A 16,296-nucleotide genomic window follows, 5' to 3' on the forward strand; every position below is an offset into this window, starting at 1 on the left:
GCTGTGCTCCTCGGGAGATTAAAGGGACTGGATAGAACCCTTGGGCAGAACGGCAGAGACGAAATCACGCTTGATGGTGACTTGAGTCTGATCGTTCAGGGCCAGCACGATGTAGTCGCTATCGGCGGACACCTTGGCAATCTTGCCAACCAGGCCACCGGAGGTGAGCACTTCGTCACCCTTGGCAAGGGAGCTCATCAGATCGCGATGAGTCTTGGCGCGCTTGGCCTGGGGACGGTAGATCATGAAATAGAAGATGAGGCCAAACACGGCCAGCATGATGATCATTTCCATGCCACCACCCTGTGCACCCGGAGCTGCGCCTTCTGCATACGCCTTGGAGATAATGCTCATTTAACAACCTCTTATTGATGTAGATTTGAAAACTAACTTATATGTCGTTGTTATTTCACGTCATTTTCAGTTAACGGAGGCACGGGCTTCCCTTGCCGACGGTAAAACTCAGTTACAAAGTCGTCTAATTTACCCTGCTCGATCGCGTCCCGCAAACCCTGCATCACACGCTGGTAATAACGCAGGTTATGAATGGTATTCAGACGGGCACCTAGGATCTCGTTGCACTTGTCCAGATGGTACAAATAGCTGCGGGTGTAGTTCTTGCAGGTGTAGCAATCGCAGTCGGCATCCAGGGTGCTGGTGTCTTCGCGATACTTGGCGTTGCGGATCTTGACCACCCCGTCGGTGGTGAACAGATGGCCGTTGCGGGCGTTGCGAGTCGGCATCACGCAATCGAACATGTCGATGCCGCGGCGCACCCCTTCCACCAGATCCTCCGGCTTGCCCACCCCCATCAGGTAGCGCGGCTTGTCGGCCGGGATCTTCGGGCAGACGTGATCAAGGATGCGGTGCATGTCTTCCTTGGGCTCGCCCACCGCCAGACCGCCGACCGCATAGCCGTCGAAGCCTATTTCCAGCAAACCGTCGAGGGAGACATCCCGCAACGGCTCGTAGACGGAGCCCTGAATGATGCCGAACAGGGCGTTCTTGTTACCCAGTGCATCAAACTTCTCGCGGGAGCGCTTGGCCCAGCGCAGGGACATCTCCATGGACTTGCGCGCCTCTTCGTAGGTCGCCGGATAGGGCGTGCACTCGTCGAAGATCATCACGATGTCGGAGCCCAGATCGTACTGGATCTCCATGGATTTCTCGGGGTCGAGGAAGATCTTCTCGCCGTTGATGGGATGACGGAAGTGCACACCGGCCTCGGTGATCTTGCGAATGTGACCCAGGCTGAACACCTGGAAACCACCGGAGTCAGTCAGGATGGGGCCCTGCCAGTTCATGAAATCATGCAGATCCCCGTGGGCGCGCATCACCGCCTGACCCGGCCGCAGCCAGAGGTGGAAGGTGTTGCCAAGCAGGATCTGGGCGCCGGTCTCGCGCACCTCTTCCGGGGTCATCCCCTTGACGGTGCCGTAGGTACCGACCGGCATGAAGGCCGGGGTCTGGACCACACCGCGCTCGAATACCAGCTGACCGCGACGGGCGCGACCATCTGTGGTTTTCAGTTCAAATTTCATTGCTACCTCGATTCAGTCAGAGAAACAGTCTGACAACGGAGGGCCCCATGGGGCCCGATACAAGAAACCGGCCAGGATCCTGACAAGGCCTCCCTGAACGGCTTCTGAAGGCGGAGGCTTATGCCTCGACCTGGCGACGGGTGACGAACATGGCGTCCCCGTAACTGAAGAAACGGTACTGCTCGGCCACGGCCGCCTGGTAAGCCGCCATCACGTTGTCGTAACCCGCGAAGGCACTGACCAGCATGATCAGGGTGGATTCAGGCAGGTGGAAGTTGGTGACCATGGCATCGACCACCTGGAACTGGTAACCCGGGAAGATGAAGATGTCGGTGTCGCTGAAGAAGGGTGCCAGCGGCTTGCCCTGGGCCAGGGTCACCTTGGCCGCGCTCTCCAGGGAGCGCACCGAGGTGGTGCCCACCGCAACCACCCGACCGCCGCGGGCACGGGTCGCGGCGATGGCGTCCACCACCTCCTGCGGCACTTCGGCATATTCCGAATGCATGTGGTGATCTTCAATCTTCTCCACCCGTACCGGCTGGAAGGTGCCCGCCCCCACGTGCAGGGTGACGAAGGCCGTTTCAACCCCTTTGGCACGAATTTTCTCGAGCAGCGGCTCGTCGAAGTGCAGACCAGCGGTCGGCGCAGCCACGGCGCCCGGCTTCTGGTTGTAGACGGTCTGGTAGCGCTCCTTGTCGGCGTCCTCGTCGGGACGGTCGATATAGGGGGGCAGCGGCATGTGGCCTATGGCTTCCAAGATCTCCAGCACAGGGCGGGGGTCCAGGAAGTGGATCTCGAACAGGGCATCGTGGCGGGCGCGCATCTCTGCCTCCACCGTCTCCCCATCGGGGCCGCCATCGAGGATGAGGCGGGTGCCGGGCTTGGGAGACTTGGAAGAGCGGACATGGGCCAGCACGCTGTGCTCGTCCAGGATGCGCTCCACCAGCACCTCCAGCTTGCCGCCGCTGGCCTTCTGGCCAAACATGCGCGCCGGAATGACCCGGGTGTTGTTGAACACCAGCAGGTCGCCCGGGTTGAGCTGGTCCAGCACATCCACAAATTGACCGTGGCGCAGGGCGCCGCTTTGACCATCGAGCTGCAACAGGCGGCTGGCGGTGCGCTCTGCCATCGGATAGCGGGCAATCAGCTCGTCTGGCAGATCAAAATGAAAATCGGATACTTGCATCTTTCACCTCGGGGGAATCGGCGGCTAGTCTAGTTATCCCCCTCTTCCAAGGCAACCCAAAAGACCAAAAACCCAAGGCCGGCAAGGGATAGCGCTCTTTTTGCGAGCCTGGGGGCCCCTTGGCGCACCGACACGGGCACTTGGGCGCCAATTTGTGCCCCGCAGTGCCAACAACCCTGGGTTAATGATTCTTTAATGATCTGTATTGACCCTGATCAGGTTCCACCGCCAGGAGCTGAGCTAGGGTGAGAACAGAGACACGAGGAGGCCCACCATGATGACCCTGACTGAAATCATGACCGAACACCCCTTCACCCTGGGGCCACAGAACAGCGTCAAGCAGGCGATGGAGCTGATGCAGCAGGAGCAGATCCGCCACATCCCCATCGTCGACGAGCACCTGCATCTGCTGGGGCTGGTGACCCTCTCCGACATCCTGGCCACCCGCGAGTCCAAGCTGCTGCTCATCAACCCGGAGCGGGAGGCGGAGTTCACAGACAGCGTCCAGCTCGACGAGATCATGACCCGCCAGGTGGCGAGCGTGGATCCCCATGCCGGCATCAAGGAGGCGGCCCTCTACCTGCAGCGCCACAAATATGGCTGCCTGCCGGTGGTGCGGGGACGCAAGCTGGTGGGCATAGTCACGGAGTCGGATTTCATCACTGTCGCCATCAATCTGCTGGAACTGATGGAGGAGCAGGAGCCGCCCTCCGATTTCTGATCACAAAAAGCTGTAATAAAATTACAATAAAAGCGTTTTCAGCCTAGTTAATCGCCTAAATAGCTGAAACACTTTCAGTTTGATTGAAAAATTACACCACAAACTTGCTTTGTGATCTTAATCACACTATGATGCCGTCCATGCAATGGTTGCCGAAGAGGAGATGAGGATTGTGCACCCGATGTCTTCTCTTCATATGTCTGCAAGTTTGCACACCCCGTAGTTAGTCTTTGCTGTAAAGCATTTTTATATCGCCATTCCTTGTTTGATGACCCGGCCCTGTCTGTGCGACGGCGCCGGGATTTTTTTGCCCGTCTCTCACGCCCTCCCCCTCTGCCCGACGCACCTTCAACACTCCTCTCATCACCTCCGGCATAAAACAAGTTCCCATCCGGGACTTGAAAATGTGACATGGCGGACAGAAATTGAACTTCGACAATGAGTTATCTCTGAAGGCCTGAGATATTCATGTTAGGTACAGTTGCGATGGGCTATCTAATAAATAGATTTAAGTGATTCAAAATTGTGGCTTTGACCGATTAGCGAAAAGCCCTATGATGCCTCCATCGAAAGTTAAGCGCCTCGCCTGGCCAAGCACTTCACGACCAGACGGGCATATGTACATCACCAAGGAGCAAATACATGTCTACCTATATCAACACTGAAATCAAGCCGTTCAACGCTACCGCCTACCACAATGGCAAATTCGTTCAGGTGTCTGACGCTGACCTGAAAGGCAAGTGGTCCGTGGTGTTCTTCTACCCGGCTGACTTCACCTTCGTTTGCCCGACCGAGCTGGGCGACCTGGCTGACAACTACGCTTCCTTCAAGAAGCTGGGCGTCGAGATCTACGCCGTTTCTACCGACACCCACTTCACTCACAAGGCCTGGCACGACACTTCTGACACCATCAAGAAGATCCAGTACCCGATGATCGGCGACCCGACCGGCACCATCACCCGCAACTTCGGCGTGATGATCGAAGAAGCTGGCCTGGCTGACCGCGGTACCTTCGTCATCGACCCGCAAGGTGTCATCCAGATCGTTGAAATCAACGCTGGTGGCATCGGCCGTGACGCTCTGGAGCTGCTGCGCAAGGTCAAGGCTGCCCAGTACGTTGCCGCTCACCCGGGTGAAGTGTGCCCGGCCAAATGGCAAGAAGGCGATGCCACCCTGGCCCCGTCCCTGGATCTGGTAGGCAAAATCTAAGCCTCCTGCTCTCCAAGACCGGCCCACTCAAGGGCCGGTCTGCTTTCTGGCCCAGTGCTTCCTGCATTCACTGTTTTTTGCATCCAGTGCTTTCTGTATTCATTAATAGTGCCGACCGCCATAACAAGAAGGAATTCGACCATGTTAGATACCAACCTCAAACAACAACTCAACGGTTACTTGCAGTACATCGTCAATCCCATCGAGATCAGCGTGTCCGGCAATGACAGCGACAAATCCGCAGAGCTCCTAGCATTGGCCAACGAGATAGCCGAGATGTCCCCCAAGATTTCCATGACCGATGGCACTGCCGCCCGCAAGCCTTCCATGAGCGTGGCGCCACAAGGCCAGGCACCGCGCGTGCATTTTGCCGGCATCCCCATGGGTCATGAATTTACCTCCCTGGTGCTCGCCCTGCTGCAAAGCGGCGGCCACCCCTCCAAGGCCGATCCGGCCGTTCTGGAGCAGGTCAGGAACCTCAAGGGCGAGTTCCACTTCGAGACCTATATCTCCCTCTCCTGCCACAACTGCCCGGACGTGGTACAGGCCCTGAACCTGATGGCCACCCTGAACCCCGGCATCACCCACACCATGATCGACGGTGCCCTGTTCCAGGACGAGGTGAACGAGCGCCAGATCATGGCGGTCCCGAACGTCTACCTGAACGGCCAGCCGTTCAGCCAGGGTCGCACCTCCCTGGAAGAGATCGTCGCCAAGCTCGACACCGGCACGGCAGAGCGCAAGGCGCAAGAGCTGAGCGAAAAGGCCCCCTACGACGTGCTGGTAGTGGGCGGTGGCCCGGCTGGCGCAGCAGCGGCCATCTATGCAGCTCGTAAAGGCATTCGCACCGCCATCGTCGCCGAGCGCTTCGGTGGTCAGGTGATGGATACCGTCGGCATCGAGAACTTCATCTCCGTGCCCTACACCGAAGGCCCCAAGCTGGCCGCCAGCCTGGAGCAGCACGTCAAGCAGTACGGCGTGGAAGTGATCACCGAGCAGCGTGCCGCCGCCATCAGCAAGGATGGTTATGTGAACGTGGATCTCGCCTCTGGCGCCACCTTGAAGAGCCGCGCCGTGATCCTGGCGACCGGTGCCCGCTGGCGCGACCTGAACGTGCCGGGCGAGCTCGAGTACCGCACCAAGGGCGTGGCCTACTGCCCGCACTGTGACGGCCCCTTCTTCAAGGGCAAGCGGGTGGCGGTGATAGGTGGCGGTAACTCCGGCATCGAGGCAGCCATCGATCTCGCCGGCATCGTCGAGCACGTCACCGTGGTGGAGTTTGCCGATACCCTGCGCGCCGACGAGGTGTTGCAGAAGAAGGCCCGCTCCATGGGCAACATCGACATCATCATGAGCGCCCGCACCACCGAAGTGATCGGTGACGGCAGCAAGGTGGTGGGCATGGACTACGAGGATCGCACCACGGGCGAGATCAAGCACCTGGCGGTGGCCGGCATCTTCGTGCAGATAGGTCTGGTACCGAACACCGAGTTCCTCAAGGGGAGCGAAGTTGCCCTGACCCGCTTCGGCGAGATCGAGATCGACACCAAGGGGGCAACTTCCCTGCCCGGCGTTTACGCCGCAGGGGATGCCACCACTGTGCCCTTCAAGCAGATCATCATCTCCATGGGCGCTGGCGCCACCGCCGCCCTGGGGGCCTTCGATTACCTCATCCGCAATGCGGCGCCGGAAGCCGCTGCCGCCAAGGCCGATGCCGTGACCGCCTGACGGGCCCCACGCCCGACAAAAAGCCGACTCCCTGGAGTCGGCTTTTTTATGCGCGTCTTCGGGCAGACCTGCCCTCAGCGAACCTGCGACTCCTCCATCCCCTTCACATCCTCAACCTCGGGCGCGGCATAACTCGCGGGCACCGCCTCCCCTTCCAGATCCGTTCTCGGCTCCAACTCGGCCGTCATGGGGGTATTGGGCGGCACCGGCATGAACACCTGGTGCTCGGCCAGGGGAATGGGCGCCCGCTGCCGCCTGCGCCAGCCCAGATAGCCCGCCAGCAGGGCACCGCACAGGGCGAAGTAGATAAACAGCCCCTCTGGCCCGAACTGCACCATGACGAAGGGCGCCAGCAGCGGCCCCGTCATGGCCCCCAGACTGTAAGCGAGCAGCAGCCCCTGATTGGCCCCCAGCACCTGATCCGGGCGCAACTCGTCGCAGGCGTGGCTGAGACTCAGGGGGTAGATGGAGAACGCCATGCCCCCCAGCAGGAACACCAGGGCACCCACGATCGGCTCGCGCCACGCCTCGGGCAGCAGCACCATCAGCAGGGCGAGCAGAGTCAGCGCCCCGCACAGCAGCAGGATCACCAGCCGCCTGTCATAACGATCTGACATCCGGCCTATGGGGTATTGCAGGCACATGCCCCCCAGGATCACCAGCGCCATCATGTCCGCCACCCGCGAGAGCGAGGCGCCGCTGTCGGTAAAGTAGAGCGGCAGCAGGCCGTAGATGGCCCCGAGGATGAGGCCCGAGGTGAAGCTGCTGCCCATGCCCGCCGGGGTGAGCCGGACAAGCTCCAGCACCCCGACCGGCTGGGGTGCCACCATGGCCGGAGTGGGCACCCGGGAGAGGGCGAGCGGCACCACCGACAGGGTGGCGGCCATGGCGCACAGGGCAAAGGGGGTCAACACCATGGGATCCACCCACTTGAGCAACAACTGGCCCATGGCCAGGGATCCATAGAGCAGGATCATGTAGAGGGACATCAGCCGCCCCCGGTTCGCCGGGGTGCTTGAGACCAGCATCCAGGACTCCAGCACCACGAACAGGCCGCCGGTGGCAAAGCCTCCCAGCAGCCGCAGCGCCGCCCAAGCGATAGGGTCCACCACCATGCCGTGCAGCAGGAACAGGAAGCAGAGCAGGGAGGCATAGGCCGCATAGGCCCGGATATGGCCCACCCGGATGATGAGGCGAGCATTGACGAAGGCCCCCAGCACCAGGCCGCCAAAATAGGCGGCCGACACCAGGCCGATGGCCTGCACCGACACCTGCTCGGCAAAGAGGCGCACCGTCAGCAGGGTGTTGAACATGCCGTGGCCCAGAATGAAGATCACCAGGCTGGTCAGGGGTGACAGCAATCTCGTGAGTGTCATGGCGCCTCCTCGTGATGAAAGGGTCATGGTAGCCTTTGTTTCTTGCCCGGTTCAACCCAATGGCCCAGGCCCTCCCGGGCTATTCTTAACGGGATCCCATCAAGGAGGTCATAGAGATGAGACTCATGCTGTTGTTGGCAACCCTGCTCTTCGCCGGGAGCGCCATCGCCTTCCACTGCCCCATGGACATGAAGAAGATTGATGATGCACTGGCCACGAACCCCGCCCTCAGCGCCGAGCAACTGGCCGAGGTAAAACAGTTGAGAGCAGAAGGAGAGACCCTGCACAAGGCAGGCAAACATCAGGAATCCGTCGATACCCTGGCCAAAGCCATGGCCATCCTGGGCATCGACATGGAGTAAGGTCATGGTACCCCCTCGCGACGGTCTGCTTCACAGCCCACCCATGCGAGGTCCCAGGGTCATCACCAAGGCCCTCGTCGAGAACGACGAGGGCCTTGTCATGTCGGGAAGCCGGCCTCGGTCAGGCCGACACCCGACCACTGTAAACCAGGGTGCAATAGTTGAAGGAGACACAGCCGTTGACCGCATGACGGCCAAATTCACGGCGGATCAGCGCCGTCATCTGCTCATGGGCCGGGGTGCCGACGGCGGGCGCATAGGAGGAGGAGTTGAGCCGCCCCAGCACGCCGTCCAGATCGAACAGCTGGCGGTTTTCAAAGCGATCGAGCCGGTATTCCCCCTCGAAGAAGGCACTAAAGTCGTGCTCGCTTAGGTTGCGATGATTGACCTCCTCGTAATCCCCCGAATAGGCGTGCAGCCCCTCCTCGTAAGCCTTGAGAAAATCGGTGTTCGTCAGCCGATCGTTCCAGATCAGGGCGACCCGGCCACCGGGTCTGAGCAGGCGCTGGCACTCCTGCCGAAAGGCCGCGCGATCGAACCAGTGAAACGCCTGGGCAACCGTGATCAGATCCACCGAGCCCGTCGGTAGGCCGGTGGCCTCCGCACTGCCGTGGGACCAACCTATGTTGCCCATATCCGCCAGCAGCCGTCTGGCGGCGCCACGCATCTCATCGTTGGGCTCTACCGCCCAGACCCGCGCCACCCGGGGGGCGAGCAGGGTAGTCAGAATGCCGGTGCCCGCCCCTATGTCGGCCACCTGAGCCTCGTGCCCCATGGCAAGCTCGTCAGCCAGAAAGTCCAGCATGGCCGCCGGATAACCGGGGCGGTACTTCACATAAGCCTCGACCCGGGTCGAGAATCGCTGGGTACTGTCCATCGCGCACACCTCTCTTGTCAGTGACGGGCACCATCTGCCCGCGTCCCGTTTCCCTTCATGCCGCTTTGCACGCCAGGGCGGGCGGGCCGGATCCCTATGCCACTACACTTGACGACATCATGCAACTCCCCGGCTGGCAACAGAGGGCGCCAGGTAGCAACCAATGGGGCAAGAGAAAGGGAGGGGCACAGGATGACAGCAACCGGCAGGAGCCACGAGATGATGACAACCGCAAAGAACAGGATCTGCCTCTGGTATGACGGGGATGCCGAGGAGGCGGCACGGTTTTACGCAAGCCTCTTCCCCGACTCTGCCGTCGACGCCGTGCACCGCGCCCCGGCCGACTACCCCGCCGGCAAGCGGGGGGGCGTACTGACTGTCGAGTTCAGCGTGATGGGGATCCCCTGCCTCGGCCTCAACGGCGGGCCCGGGGTCAGCCACAACTGGGCCTTCTCGTTTCAAGTCGCAACGACAACCCAGGCCGAGACGGATCGCTACTGGCACGCCATCATCGAGAACGGCGGCCGGGCGAGCGAGTGCGGCTGGTGCCAGGACAGGTGGGGCATCTCCTGGCAGATCACCCCCCTCGCCCTCACCGAGGCGATCAGCGATCCCGACCCCGAGGCTGCCAAACGTGCCTTCGAGGCCATGATGCAGATGGGCAAGATTGATATCGCCGCCATCGAGGCGGCACGCCGCGGCTGATCACGAGATCGAGGGCGCCAGAAACGACAAGGCCACCCGCAGGGGTGGCCTTGTACTTATGGGCTGTCAGCCATTTCGGGCGCCACGATTACTTGGCGTAATCCGCGGTCGGGATGCAGGAGCAGAACACCGCCGTAAACGTCGTCGATGCGGTTGACCGACGGCCACAGCTTGGCGGCGGCACGGCGTCGGACGGGAAGACGACTTCGGCGCGGCTGTAGCCACGGTTCCACTAGCCGTCTGTCAGGTCAACTTGGCTCTCAGCACTCAGTTACCGCGATAGGTTGAGAAGCCGTAAGGGCTGAGCAGCAACGGAATATGGTAATGTGGCACGCTACCATCGGCTTCGAAAATCACCGGCACCTCTGGAAAGAAGGTGGCCGTTGTGTGCTGCTTAAACCAGTCACCGGTCTTAAAAGTCACGCGATAAGTGCCTTTCTCCAGCTCTTTACCTGCTGGATACAGTTCAGTAATACGCCCCTGCTCATTGGTAGATCCGCTGTTTAGCGTGTTCCAAGTCTCACCGTTCTTCTTTTCCAAGGTGACGCTAACCCCTGGTGACGGCAAGCCATCTTGCAGGTTAAGCACGTGGACACTCAGCGGATTGGCTGCAGCCTGAGCAACTGTCGATATGCTGCACAAAGCAGCGCCGGCGATCAGTGTTTTCAGAATGTTCATCATATTCTCCAAGTTATTTGAGGGTAGGTAACACGTGTGAGATTGCTTGCTGCGCACAACCTTCATCGAACTGAGCGCCACCAGCGCCAGCAACACCGATAGCGCCAATGACCTGATCGCCCACTTTTAGCGGAACACCACCGCCTAGCAGCAATAACTCTGCAACTGTGTTGAGGTTTGCCGCGTCAGGATTACTGCGTGACCGTTCAGCTAACAGGCCGGTGGCCGTTTTCGTTGATAACGCAGTGAACGCTTTACGCTGGGCTGCCAACGTATTGTGCGGTCCGACGTTGTCATCCCGCTGCAGTGCCACCAGATGACCGCCACGATCGACCACTGCTGCAACGCCGGTGCGCCCCTCTGCGTGGCAGGCAGCCAACGTCGCTTGCACCAACTGATTGGCCATCGACAAGGTCACATCTGAGCGTTGGGCAACTAGCGGGGTTTCCGCCCACACCACGCTGGAGCTCAGTGCCAACACCATGGCTGATAAGGCGTAATTTTTTCGGATAAGCATCAATCCTCCCATTGGACGCTCCCTTGAGCGGTTCTTCGCCATAGTGCATAAACGTGGCGCTCAGACTGATTGCCTTGAGATGACAAATTTGTAATGGGACGTTCGACGATATAGCTCTAAAGTAGAGGGCTGTGATGGGAGGGGATGATGCGGATATTGATTGTGGAAGATGAGGTGAAAACAGCAGATTACCTGTGCAAAGGGCTGAGCGAATCAGGCTTCTTGGTTGAGGTCGCATTGAATGGCCTCGATGGCCAACATCTGGTACAGGAAAGTGAATTTGACCTGATCATCCTTGACGTCATGCTGCCCAAGCTGGACGGTTGGCAGCTATTACAGATCATTCGGCGCAAATGGCAAACGCCGGTACTGTTTTTAACCGCTCGTGATGCTATCGAAGATCGGGTCAAGGGGTTAGAGCTCGGGGCCGATGATTATCTGGTAAAACCCTTCTCTTACGCCGAGTTGCTTGCCCGAGTACGGACACTTCTACGGCGCGGCCCACCGCGTGAAGCCGAACGTTATCAGATCGCCGATTTGCATCTGGACCTGCTCACACGCAAGGTCACTCGTAATGGCGAACGCTTAACCCTGACCAACAAGGAGTTTGCGTTACTGCATCTCTTGCTCAGTCGTGAAGGTGAAGTGTTGTCACGAACCTTGATCGCCTCACATGTCTGGCAGATGAATTTTGATAGCGACACCAATGTGGTTGATGTGGCAATTCGTCGCTTGCGGGCCAAGGTCGATGATCCTTACTCAAGCAAGTTGATTCACACCATCCGTGGCATTGGCTACAAGCTGGATGTTCAACCATGAGCTGGTGGCCACGCACATTGAGCCTTCGCCTGGCGATGATGTTCGCCTTGGTTAGCGTGTTGCTGCTCGGGGCGGTGGGATTTTATTTATATCAATCACTGCAACGTGAGCTTGTCTGGCGCGATGATCAAGCATTGCTAGGCCGCCTGGAGCGGATGCAGGCACTGATCCATGACAGTGCCAGTATCGATACCCTACGCACTCGCCCCCAGCTTTACGACAGCATGTTGGGCAATCGGGACAGCCTGCTCTGGATTGTCGATGACCATGACCAATTACAGATCGATATTAATCCGCTTGCCCTGCCACGTCCCACCTTGCCTGCAGCACCAGAACCGAGGCTGTCAGATAGTTCGCAGACCCCATTATTGCGTCTGGCCTGGTTGGATGTGGTCACGGCGCAACACCGCCTGACCTTGATCACGGGAAAATACCTCGGTGAACGCGAACAGATGCTCAACGCCTATCGGCTAAACGTGCTAGCAGCGTTGGCCATCGGCGCCTTGCTAGCCTTTTTACTCGGCTGGTTGGTCAGCCTGCGCGGCTTGAAACCAGTTCGTCAACTGGCGATGCATGCTGCCGCCATTGATGTACAGCACCTGCATCTGCGCTTGTCTGAGTTTGAAGAGTTGAACGAACTGAGTGCACTCAGTCGTGCGCTGAATCAAATGCTTACACGCTTGGAACAGGGCTTCACTCAGCTATCACGTTTTTCCGAAGATCTGGCCCACGAGATGCGCACCCCGCTCAGTAATTTGACAGGGCAAACCCAGCAAGCACTGAGCCGTGACCGCTCAATAGAGGAGTATCAGAATCTGCTGGTATCGAACCAAGAAGAGTACGAACGCTTGGCCCGGATGGTCGACAGCATGTTGTTCTTGGCTCGTACCGAGCAGCCCAACAAAACGCTGCGACATGAGACGATGGCATTCCACAGCCTGGTGGAGCAACTGTGTGAATATTTCGAGGGAATGGGACAAGAGCGAGGGATTACGCTAGCCAACCTAACCCATGGCCAATTAGTGGCCAACCCCGATTTAGCACGGCGGGCACTGGCCAATCTGATTGCCAATGCCCTGCGTTACGCGGCACCAGACACACAGATCACTATCAGTTGCGCGCACACTGCAACCTGTATGACGCTCCGAGTACATAACTTGGGAGAGCCAATAGCTGCAGCGCATCTACCGTATCTCTTTGAACGCTTCTACCGTTGCGACCCATCACGTAACCAACCAGATGATTCAGGGGGGCTTGGCTTGGCAATCGTGAAATCCATTATGCTGTCTCATAGGGGTCATGTTGAGGTCAGCAGCAATGAAGGGGGCACCCTATTTGAGCTCTTCTTTCCATTATCCGGTCATACGGTGCCGTAGCCTGATATGAGGATTGACCTGATGAGATGATCAATGTGTCCGTGTCCACACGGACACATAGCGCGCAACAACGGATTTGATCATAAAACCATCGGCGTCTCTCACTTTGTTGAACTCAACGAAAAAGCCACCAGTGCCTATATCTAAAAGCACTACCTCGACTGATTAGAAAAATCACCCTCATGAACATGTAAGCAAAAAAAGCCCTGCTATTGCAGGGCTTTTTTGTTTCCAACTTAAATGGCCGTGATCAGCCCCGCTATTACTTGGCGTAATCCTCGGTAGGAACGCAGGAGCAGAACAGGTTGCGATCCCCGTAAACGTCGTCGATGCGGTTCACCGAGGGCCACAGCTTGCTGGCGCGCACGGCGTCGGACGGGAAGACCGCCTCGGCGCGGGTGTAACCGCGGCTCCACTGCTCGTCCATGACGTCATCCTGGGTGTGCGGTGCATTGACCAGAGGGTTGTCGGTCAGGCTCCAGTGGCCGTCCTGCACCCGGGCAATCTCGGCACGGATGGCGGTCATGGCTTCCACGAAGCGATCCAGCTCGCGCTTGGATTCGGATTCGGTCGGCTCAACCATCAGGGTGCCCGCTACCGGGAAGCTCATGGTCGGTGCGTGGAAGCCGTAGTCCATCAGGCGCTTGGCCACGTCCATCTCGCTGATGCCGGAGGCCTCCTTGAGCGGACGGATGTCCAGGATGCACTCGTGGGCCACCCGGCCGTTGCGTCCGGTGTAGAGCACGGGGAAGGACTCGCCGAGCTTCTTGGCCAGGTAGTTGGCGTTGAGGATGGCGACCTGAGTGGATTTCTTGAGCCCCTCGTCCCCCAGCATGGCGATGTACATCCAGCTGATGGGCAAAATGCTGGCCGAGCCGAACGGGGCGGCAGACACGGCGCCGTTGTCACGGCTCTCTTTCTCTGTCTTGACCACGGCGTGACCGGCCACGAAGGGTGCCAAGTGTTTCTTCACGCCGATGGGACCCATGCCCGGGCCGCCACCGCCATGAGGAATGGCGAAGGTCTTGTGCAGGTTGAGGTGAGAGACGTCAGCACCGATAAAGCCTGGCGCCGTCAGCCCGACCTGTGCGTTCATGTTGGCGCCGTCCAGATAGACCTGACCGCCATACTGGTGAACGATGTCGCACACCTCCTTGATGGTCTCCTCGTACACCCCGTGGGTGGAGGGGTAGGTCACCATCAGGCAGGAGAGCTGGTCCCCCACCTCAGCAGCCTTGGCGCGCAGATCGTCCAGATCCACGTTGCCGGACTTGTCGCAGGCGGTGACGATGACCTTGAGGCCCGCCATCTGGGCGGAGGCCGGGTTGGTGCCGTGAGCGGAGGCCGGGATCAGGCAGACATCGCGATGCCCCTCGCCGCGGGACTCATGGTACTTCTTGATGGCGAGCAGGCCCGCGTACTCGCCCTGGGCGCCGGAGTTCGGCTGCATGCAGACGGCGTCATAACCTGTCACCTTCACCAGCCAGTCTTCGAGGTCTGCCAGCAGCAGCTGATAGCCCTGGGTCTGGTTGAGCGGCGCGAAGGGGTGCAGCTTGCCGAACTCGGGCCAGGTCACCGGGATCATCTCGGCGGTGGCGTTGAGCTTCATCGTGCAGGAGCCCAGGGAGATCATGGCGTAGTTCAGGGCCAGATCTTTCGCTTCGAGACGGTGGATGTAGCGCAGCATCTCGGTCTCGGAGTGGTACTTGTTGAACACCTCGTGGGTCAGCACGGCGTCGGTGCGCAGCAGATCCTGCGGGATGGCCTGATGGCCCTGGGCAGCCTTGTCGAGGGCCTCGATATCCAGGCCGTGGCCTTGGCCGAGGAACAGATCAAACAGCTCGGCCACGTCGCCACGGGTGGTGGTCTCGGAGAGGGACACACCGACGGCGCCGTCCAGATCCGCGCGCAAGTTGATGCCCAGCCCTTCGGCCTTGGTGATCAGTTCTGATTTGCCTGCGGTCAGCACGGTGAGGGTGTCGAACCAGCTATCGTGCTTGAGGGTCACGCCCTTGGCCTTGAGGCCGAGCGCCAAGATGCTGGTCAGGCGATGGACGCGGGAGGCGATGGTTTTCAGCCCCACCGGGCCGTGGTAGACGGCGTAGAAGCTCGCCATGTTGGCCAGCAGCACCTGGGCGGTACAGATGTTGGAGTTCGCCTTCTCGCGGCGGATGTGCTGCTCGCGGGTCTGCATCGCCATGCGCAGGGCATTCTTGCCACGGGCATCCTTGGAGACGCCGATGATGCGGCCCGGCATGGAGCGCTTGTAGGCATCGCGGGTGGCAAAGAAGGCCGCGTGGGGGCCACCGTAACCCATGGGCACGCCGAAGCGCTGGGCAGAGCCGAACACCACGTCGGCCCCCAGTTCACCCGGGGATTTGAGCAGCAGCAGGGCGAGCATGTCGCTCCCGACGCAGGCCAGCCCCTTCTGGGCCTGGACGGCGGCGATCAGGGAACGCAGATCGGTCACGTTGCCGGTGGTGCCCGGGTACTGGAACATGGCACCGAACACCTCTTCGCTCACCGCGTCAGAGGCGGGGCCCACGGCCACGTCGAAACCGAAGTGCACCGCGCGCTCCTTGACCACGTCGATCACCTGGGGGTGAACATCGTCGGCCACGAAGAAGAGGTTGGACTTGGACTTGGCCATGCGCTTGGCCAGCGCCATGGCTTCGGCGGCGGCGGTCGCTTCATCGAGCAGGGAGGCGCTTGCCAGATCCATGCCGGTGAGATCCAACGTCAGCTGCTGGAAGTTCAGCAGGGCTTCGAGGCGGCCCTGGGCCAGCTCCGGCTGATAGGGGGTATAGGCGGTATACCAGCCCGGATTTTCCAAGACATTGCGCAAGATGACGTGAGGCACGTGGGTGTCGTGATAGCCCATGCCGATGTAGCTCTTGGCGACCTGGTTCTTGGCCGCATAGCCCTTGAGCTTGGCCAGGGCTTCCACTTCGGTCATGGGGGCGCCGATGCCGAGCGGGCCCGGGCGACGGATGGCGGCGGGGACAGTCTGCTCAATCAGATCGTCCAGGCTCTCGGCCCCCACGGTGGCGAGCAGGGCCCGCACTTCTTCCTCACCCGGGCCGATGTGACGGCGGATGAAATCGGTTTTTTGCTCGAGTTCAAACAGTGACTGGGTCATTTCCCTATTCCTGGTATTAAGTCCTGATAACCAAGACCTGATGTTCCTGATAGCCGGCGAAT

The 16,296-nt window shown here is 59.8% G+C and carries 15 protein-coding genes; 7 read left to right on the forward strand and 8 right to left on the reverse strand.

Annotation, left to right across the window (positions count from 1 at the left end):
* Positions 1 to 18: 18 nt before the first annotated feature.
* The 3 genes from yajC to queA form a co-directional block, all read right to left on the reverse strand.
* Entirely contained in the window at positions 19 to 354 is a 336-nt protein-coding gene (gene yajC / locus KW824_RS12460; RefSeq protein WP_041205953.1) for a preprotein translocase subunit YajC, read from the reverse strand.
* A 50-nt stretch (positions 355 to 404) separates the two neighbouring features.
* Positions 405 to 1,541: a tRNA guanosine(34) transglycosylase Tgt gene (tgt, locus tag KW824_RS12465; RefSeq protein WP_005324320.1), complete on the reverse strand. Its 1,137-nt coding sequence runs from the start codon at positions 1,539 to 1,541 to the stop codon at positions 405 to 407.
* 118 nt (positions 1,542 to 1,659) lie between these two features.
* Positions 1,660 to 2,727, reverse strand: coding sequence for a tRNA preQ1(34) S-adenosylmethionine ribosyltransferase-isomerase QueA (gene queA / locus KW824_RS12470; protein ID WP_218409938.1), 1,068 nt, complete (start codon positions 2,725 to 2,727; stop codon positions 1,660 to 1,662).
* 274 nt (positions 2,728 to 3,001) lie between these two features.
* Here queA and KW824_RS12475 point away from each other — a divergent pair, with 274 nt between their 5' ends.
* The 3 genes from KW824_RS12475 (at position 3,002) to ahpF (ending at position 6,385) form a co-directional block, all read left to right on the forward strand.
* Positions 3,002 to 3,448, forward strand: coding sequence for a CBS domain-containing protein (locus KW824_RS12475; protein WP_005324325.1), 447 nt, complete (start codon positions 3,002 to 3,004; stop codon positions 3,446 to 3,448).
* A gap of 642 nt (positions 3,449 to 4,090) precedes the next feature.
* On the forward strand, positions 4,091 to 4,657 hold the full coding sequence (gene ahpC / locus KW824_RS12480) for an alkyl hydroperoxide reductase subunit C (protein WP_218409939.1): 567 nt from the start codon (positions 4,091 to 4,093) through the stop codon (positions 4,655 to 4,657).
* A gap of 141 nt (positions 4,658 to 4,798) precedes the next feature.
* On the forward strand, positions 4,799 to 6,385 hold the full coding sequence (ahpF, locus tag KW824_RS12485) for an alkyl hydroperoxide reductase subunit F (protein WP_218409940.1): 1,587 nt from the start codon (positions 4,799 to 4,801) through the stop codon (positions 6,383 to 6,385).
* A gap of 74 nt (positions 6,386 to 6,459) precedes the next feature.
* On the opposite strand, the gene KW824_RS12490 is transcribed toward ahpF, so the two are convergent.
* Complete coding sequence (locus KW824_RS12490; protein WP_218409941.1) at positions 6,460 to 7,761, reverse strand: MFS transporter; 1,302 nt, start codon at positions 7,759 to 7,761, stop codon at positions 6,460 to 6,462.
* A gap of 116 nt (positions 7,762 to 7,877) precedes the next feature.
* On the opposite strand from KW824_RS12490, the gene KW824_RS12495 reads away from it, so the two are divergent.
* A complete protein-coding gene (locus tag KW824_RS12495) occupies positions 7,878 to 8,123 on the forward strand; it encodes a hypothetical protein (protein WP_005324333.1) in 246 nt (81 codons plus the stop codon).
* A 121-nt stretch (positions 8,124 to 8,244) separates the two neighbouring features.
* Here the strand turns inward: KW824_RS12495 and KW824_RS12500 are convergent, their stop codons facing one another.
* The gene (locus KW824_RS12500) at positions 8,245 to 9,000 is read right to left on the reverse strand and encodes a class I SAM-dependent methyltransferase (RefSeq protein WP_218409942.1); all 756 of its coding nucleotides are present in this window, start codon (positions 8,998 to 9,000) and stop codon (positions 8,245 to 8,247) included.
* A gap of 219 nt (positions 9,001 to 9,219) precedes the next feature.
* On the opposite strand from KW824_RS12500, the gene KW824_RS12505 reads away from it, so the two are divergent.
* Positions 9,220 to 9,705, forward strand: coding sequence for a VOC family protein (locus tag KW824_RS12505; RefSeq protein ID WP_218409943.1), 486 nt, complete (start codon positions 9,220 to 9,222; stop codon positions 9,703 to 9,705).
* 267 nt (positions 9,706 to 9,972) lie between these two features.
* Here KW824_RS12505 and uraH read toward each other — a convergent pair whose 3' ends face one another.
* Both uraH and KW824_RS12515 read right to left on the reverse strand, forming a co-directional pair.
* Complete coding sequence (gene uraH, locus KW824_RS12510; RefSeq protein WP_218409944.1) at positions 9,973 to 10,383, reverse strand: hydroxyisourate hydrolase; 411 nt, start codon at positions 10,381 to 10,383, stop codon at positions 9,973 to 9,975.
* Between the two features lie 13 nt (positions 10,384 to 10,396).
* A complete protein-coding gene (locus tag KW824_RS12515; RefSeq protein ID WP_226172526.1) occupies positions 10,397 to 10,912 on the reverse strand; it encodes a heme-binding protein in 516 nt (171 codons plus the stop codon).
* Positions 10,913 to 11,047: 135 nt separating this feature from the next.
* On the opposite strand from KW824_RS12515, the gene KW824_RS12520 reads away from it, so the two are divergent.
* Both KW824_RS12520 and KW824_RS12525 read left to right on the forward strand, forming a co-directional pair.
* The gene (locus KW824_RS12520; protein ID WP_218409945.1) at positions 11,048 to 11,719 is read left to right on the forward strand and encodes a heavy metal response regulator transcription factor; all 672 of its coding nucleotides are present in this window, start codon (positions 11,048 to 11,050) and stop codon (positions 11,717 to 11,719) included.
* Positions 11,716 to 13,095, forward strand: a complete 1,380-nt coding sequence (locus tag KW824_RS12525) for a heavy metal sensor histidine kinase (protein WP_218409946.1) — start codon at positions 11,716 to 11,718, stop codon at positions 13,093 to 13,095. Before KW824_RS12520 ends, KW824_RS12525 begins: the two co-directional genes overlap by 4 nt.
* Positions 13,096 to 13,357: 262 nt before the next feature.
* On the opposite strand, the gene gcvP is transcribed toward KW824_RS12525, so the two are convergent.
* A complete protein-coding gene (gene gcvP / locus KW824_RS12530) occupies positions 13,358 to 16,234 on the reverse strand; it encodes an aminomethyl-transferring glycine dehydrogenase (RefSeq protein ID WP_218409947.1) in 2,877 nt (958 codons plus the stop codon).
* Positions 16,235 to 16,296: the final 62 nt, after the last annotated feature.

Source organism: Aeromonas sp. sif0611, from assembly GCF_019218845.1.
In the GTDB taxonomy this organism is placed as follows: domain Bacteria; phylum Pseudomonadota; class Gammaproteobacteria; order Enterobacterales; family Aeromonadaceae; genus Aeromonas; species Aeromonas media.

Excerpts from the sequence above, each read along its gene's own strand:
- KW824_RS12525 (WP_218409946.1), top strand. The coding sequence starts at position 11,716 with ATGAGCTGGTGGCCACGCACATTGAGCCTTCGCCTGGCGATGATGTTC.
- tgt (WP_005324320.1), bottom strand. The coding sequence starts at position 1,541 with ATGAAATTTGAACTGAAAACCACAGATGGTCGCGCCCGTCGCGGTCAG.
- yajC (WP_041205953.1), bottom strand. The coding sequence starts at position 354 with ATGAGCATTATCTCCAAGGCGTATGCAGAAGGCGCAGCTCCGGGTGCA.
- queA (WP_218409938.1), bottom strand. The coding sequence starts at position 2,727 with ATGCAAGTATCCGATTTTCATTTTGATCTGCCAGACGAGCTGATTGCC.
- uraH (WP_218409944.1), bottom strand. The coding sequence starts at position 10,383 with ATGAACATTCTGAAAACACTGATCGCCGGCGCTGCTTTGTGCAGCATA.
- ahpF (WP_218409940.1), top strand. The coding sequence starts at position 4,799 with ATGTTAGATACCAACCTCAAACAACAACTCAACGGTTACTTGCAGTAC.
- KW824_RS12500 (WP_218409942.1), bottom strand. The coding sequence starts at position 9,000 with ATGGACAGTACCCAGCGATTCTCGACCCGGGTCGAGGCTTATGTGAAG.
- KW824_RS12515 (WP_226172526.1), bottom strand. The coding sequence starts at position 10,912 with ATGGGAGGATTGATGCTTATCCGAAAAAATTACGCCTTATCAGCCATG.
- KW824_RS12475 (WP_005324325.1), top strand. The coding sequence starts at position 3,002 with ATGATGACCCTGACTGAAATCATGACCGAACACCCCTTCACCCTGGGG.
- ahpC (WP_218409939.1), top strand. The coding sequence starts at position 4,091 with ATGTCTACCTATATCAACACTGAAATCAAGCCGTTCAACGCTACCGCC.
- KW824_RS12505 (WP_218409943.1), top strand. The coding sequence starts at position 9,220 with ATGATGACAACCGCAAAGAACAGGATCTGCCTCTGGTATGACGGGGAT.
- gcvP (WP_218409947.1), bottom strand. The coding sequence starts at position 16,234 with ATGACCCAGTCACTGTTTGAACTCGAGCAAAAAACCGATTTCATCCGC.
- KW824_RS12490 (WP_218409941.1), bottom strand. The coding sequence starts at position 7,761 with ATGACACTCACGAGATTGCTGTCACCCCTGACCAGCCTGGTGATCTTC.
- KW824_RS12520 (WP_218409945.1), top strand. The coding sequence starts at position 11,048 with ATGCGGATATTGATTGTGGAAGATGAGGTGAAAACAGCAGATTACCTG.
- KW824_RS12495 (WP_005324333.1), top strand. The coding sequence starts at position 7,878 with ATGAGACTCATGCTGTTGTTGGCAACCCTGCTCTTCGCCGGGAGCGCC.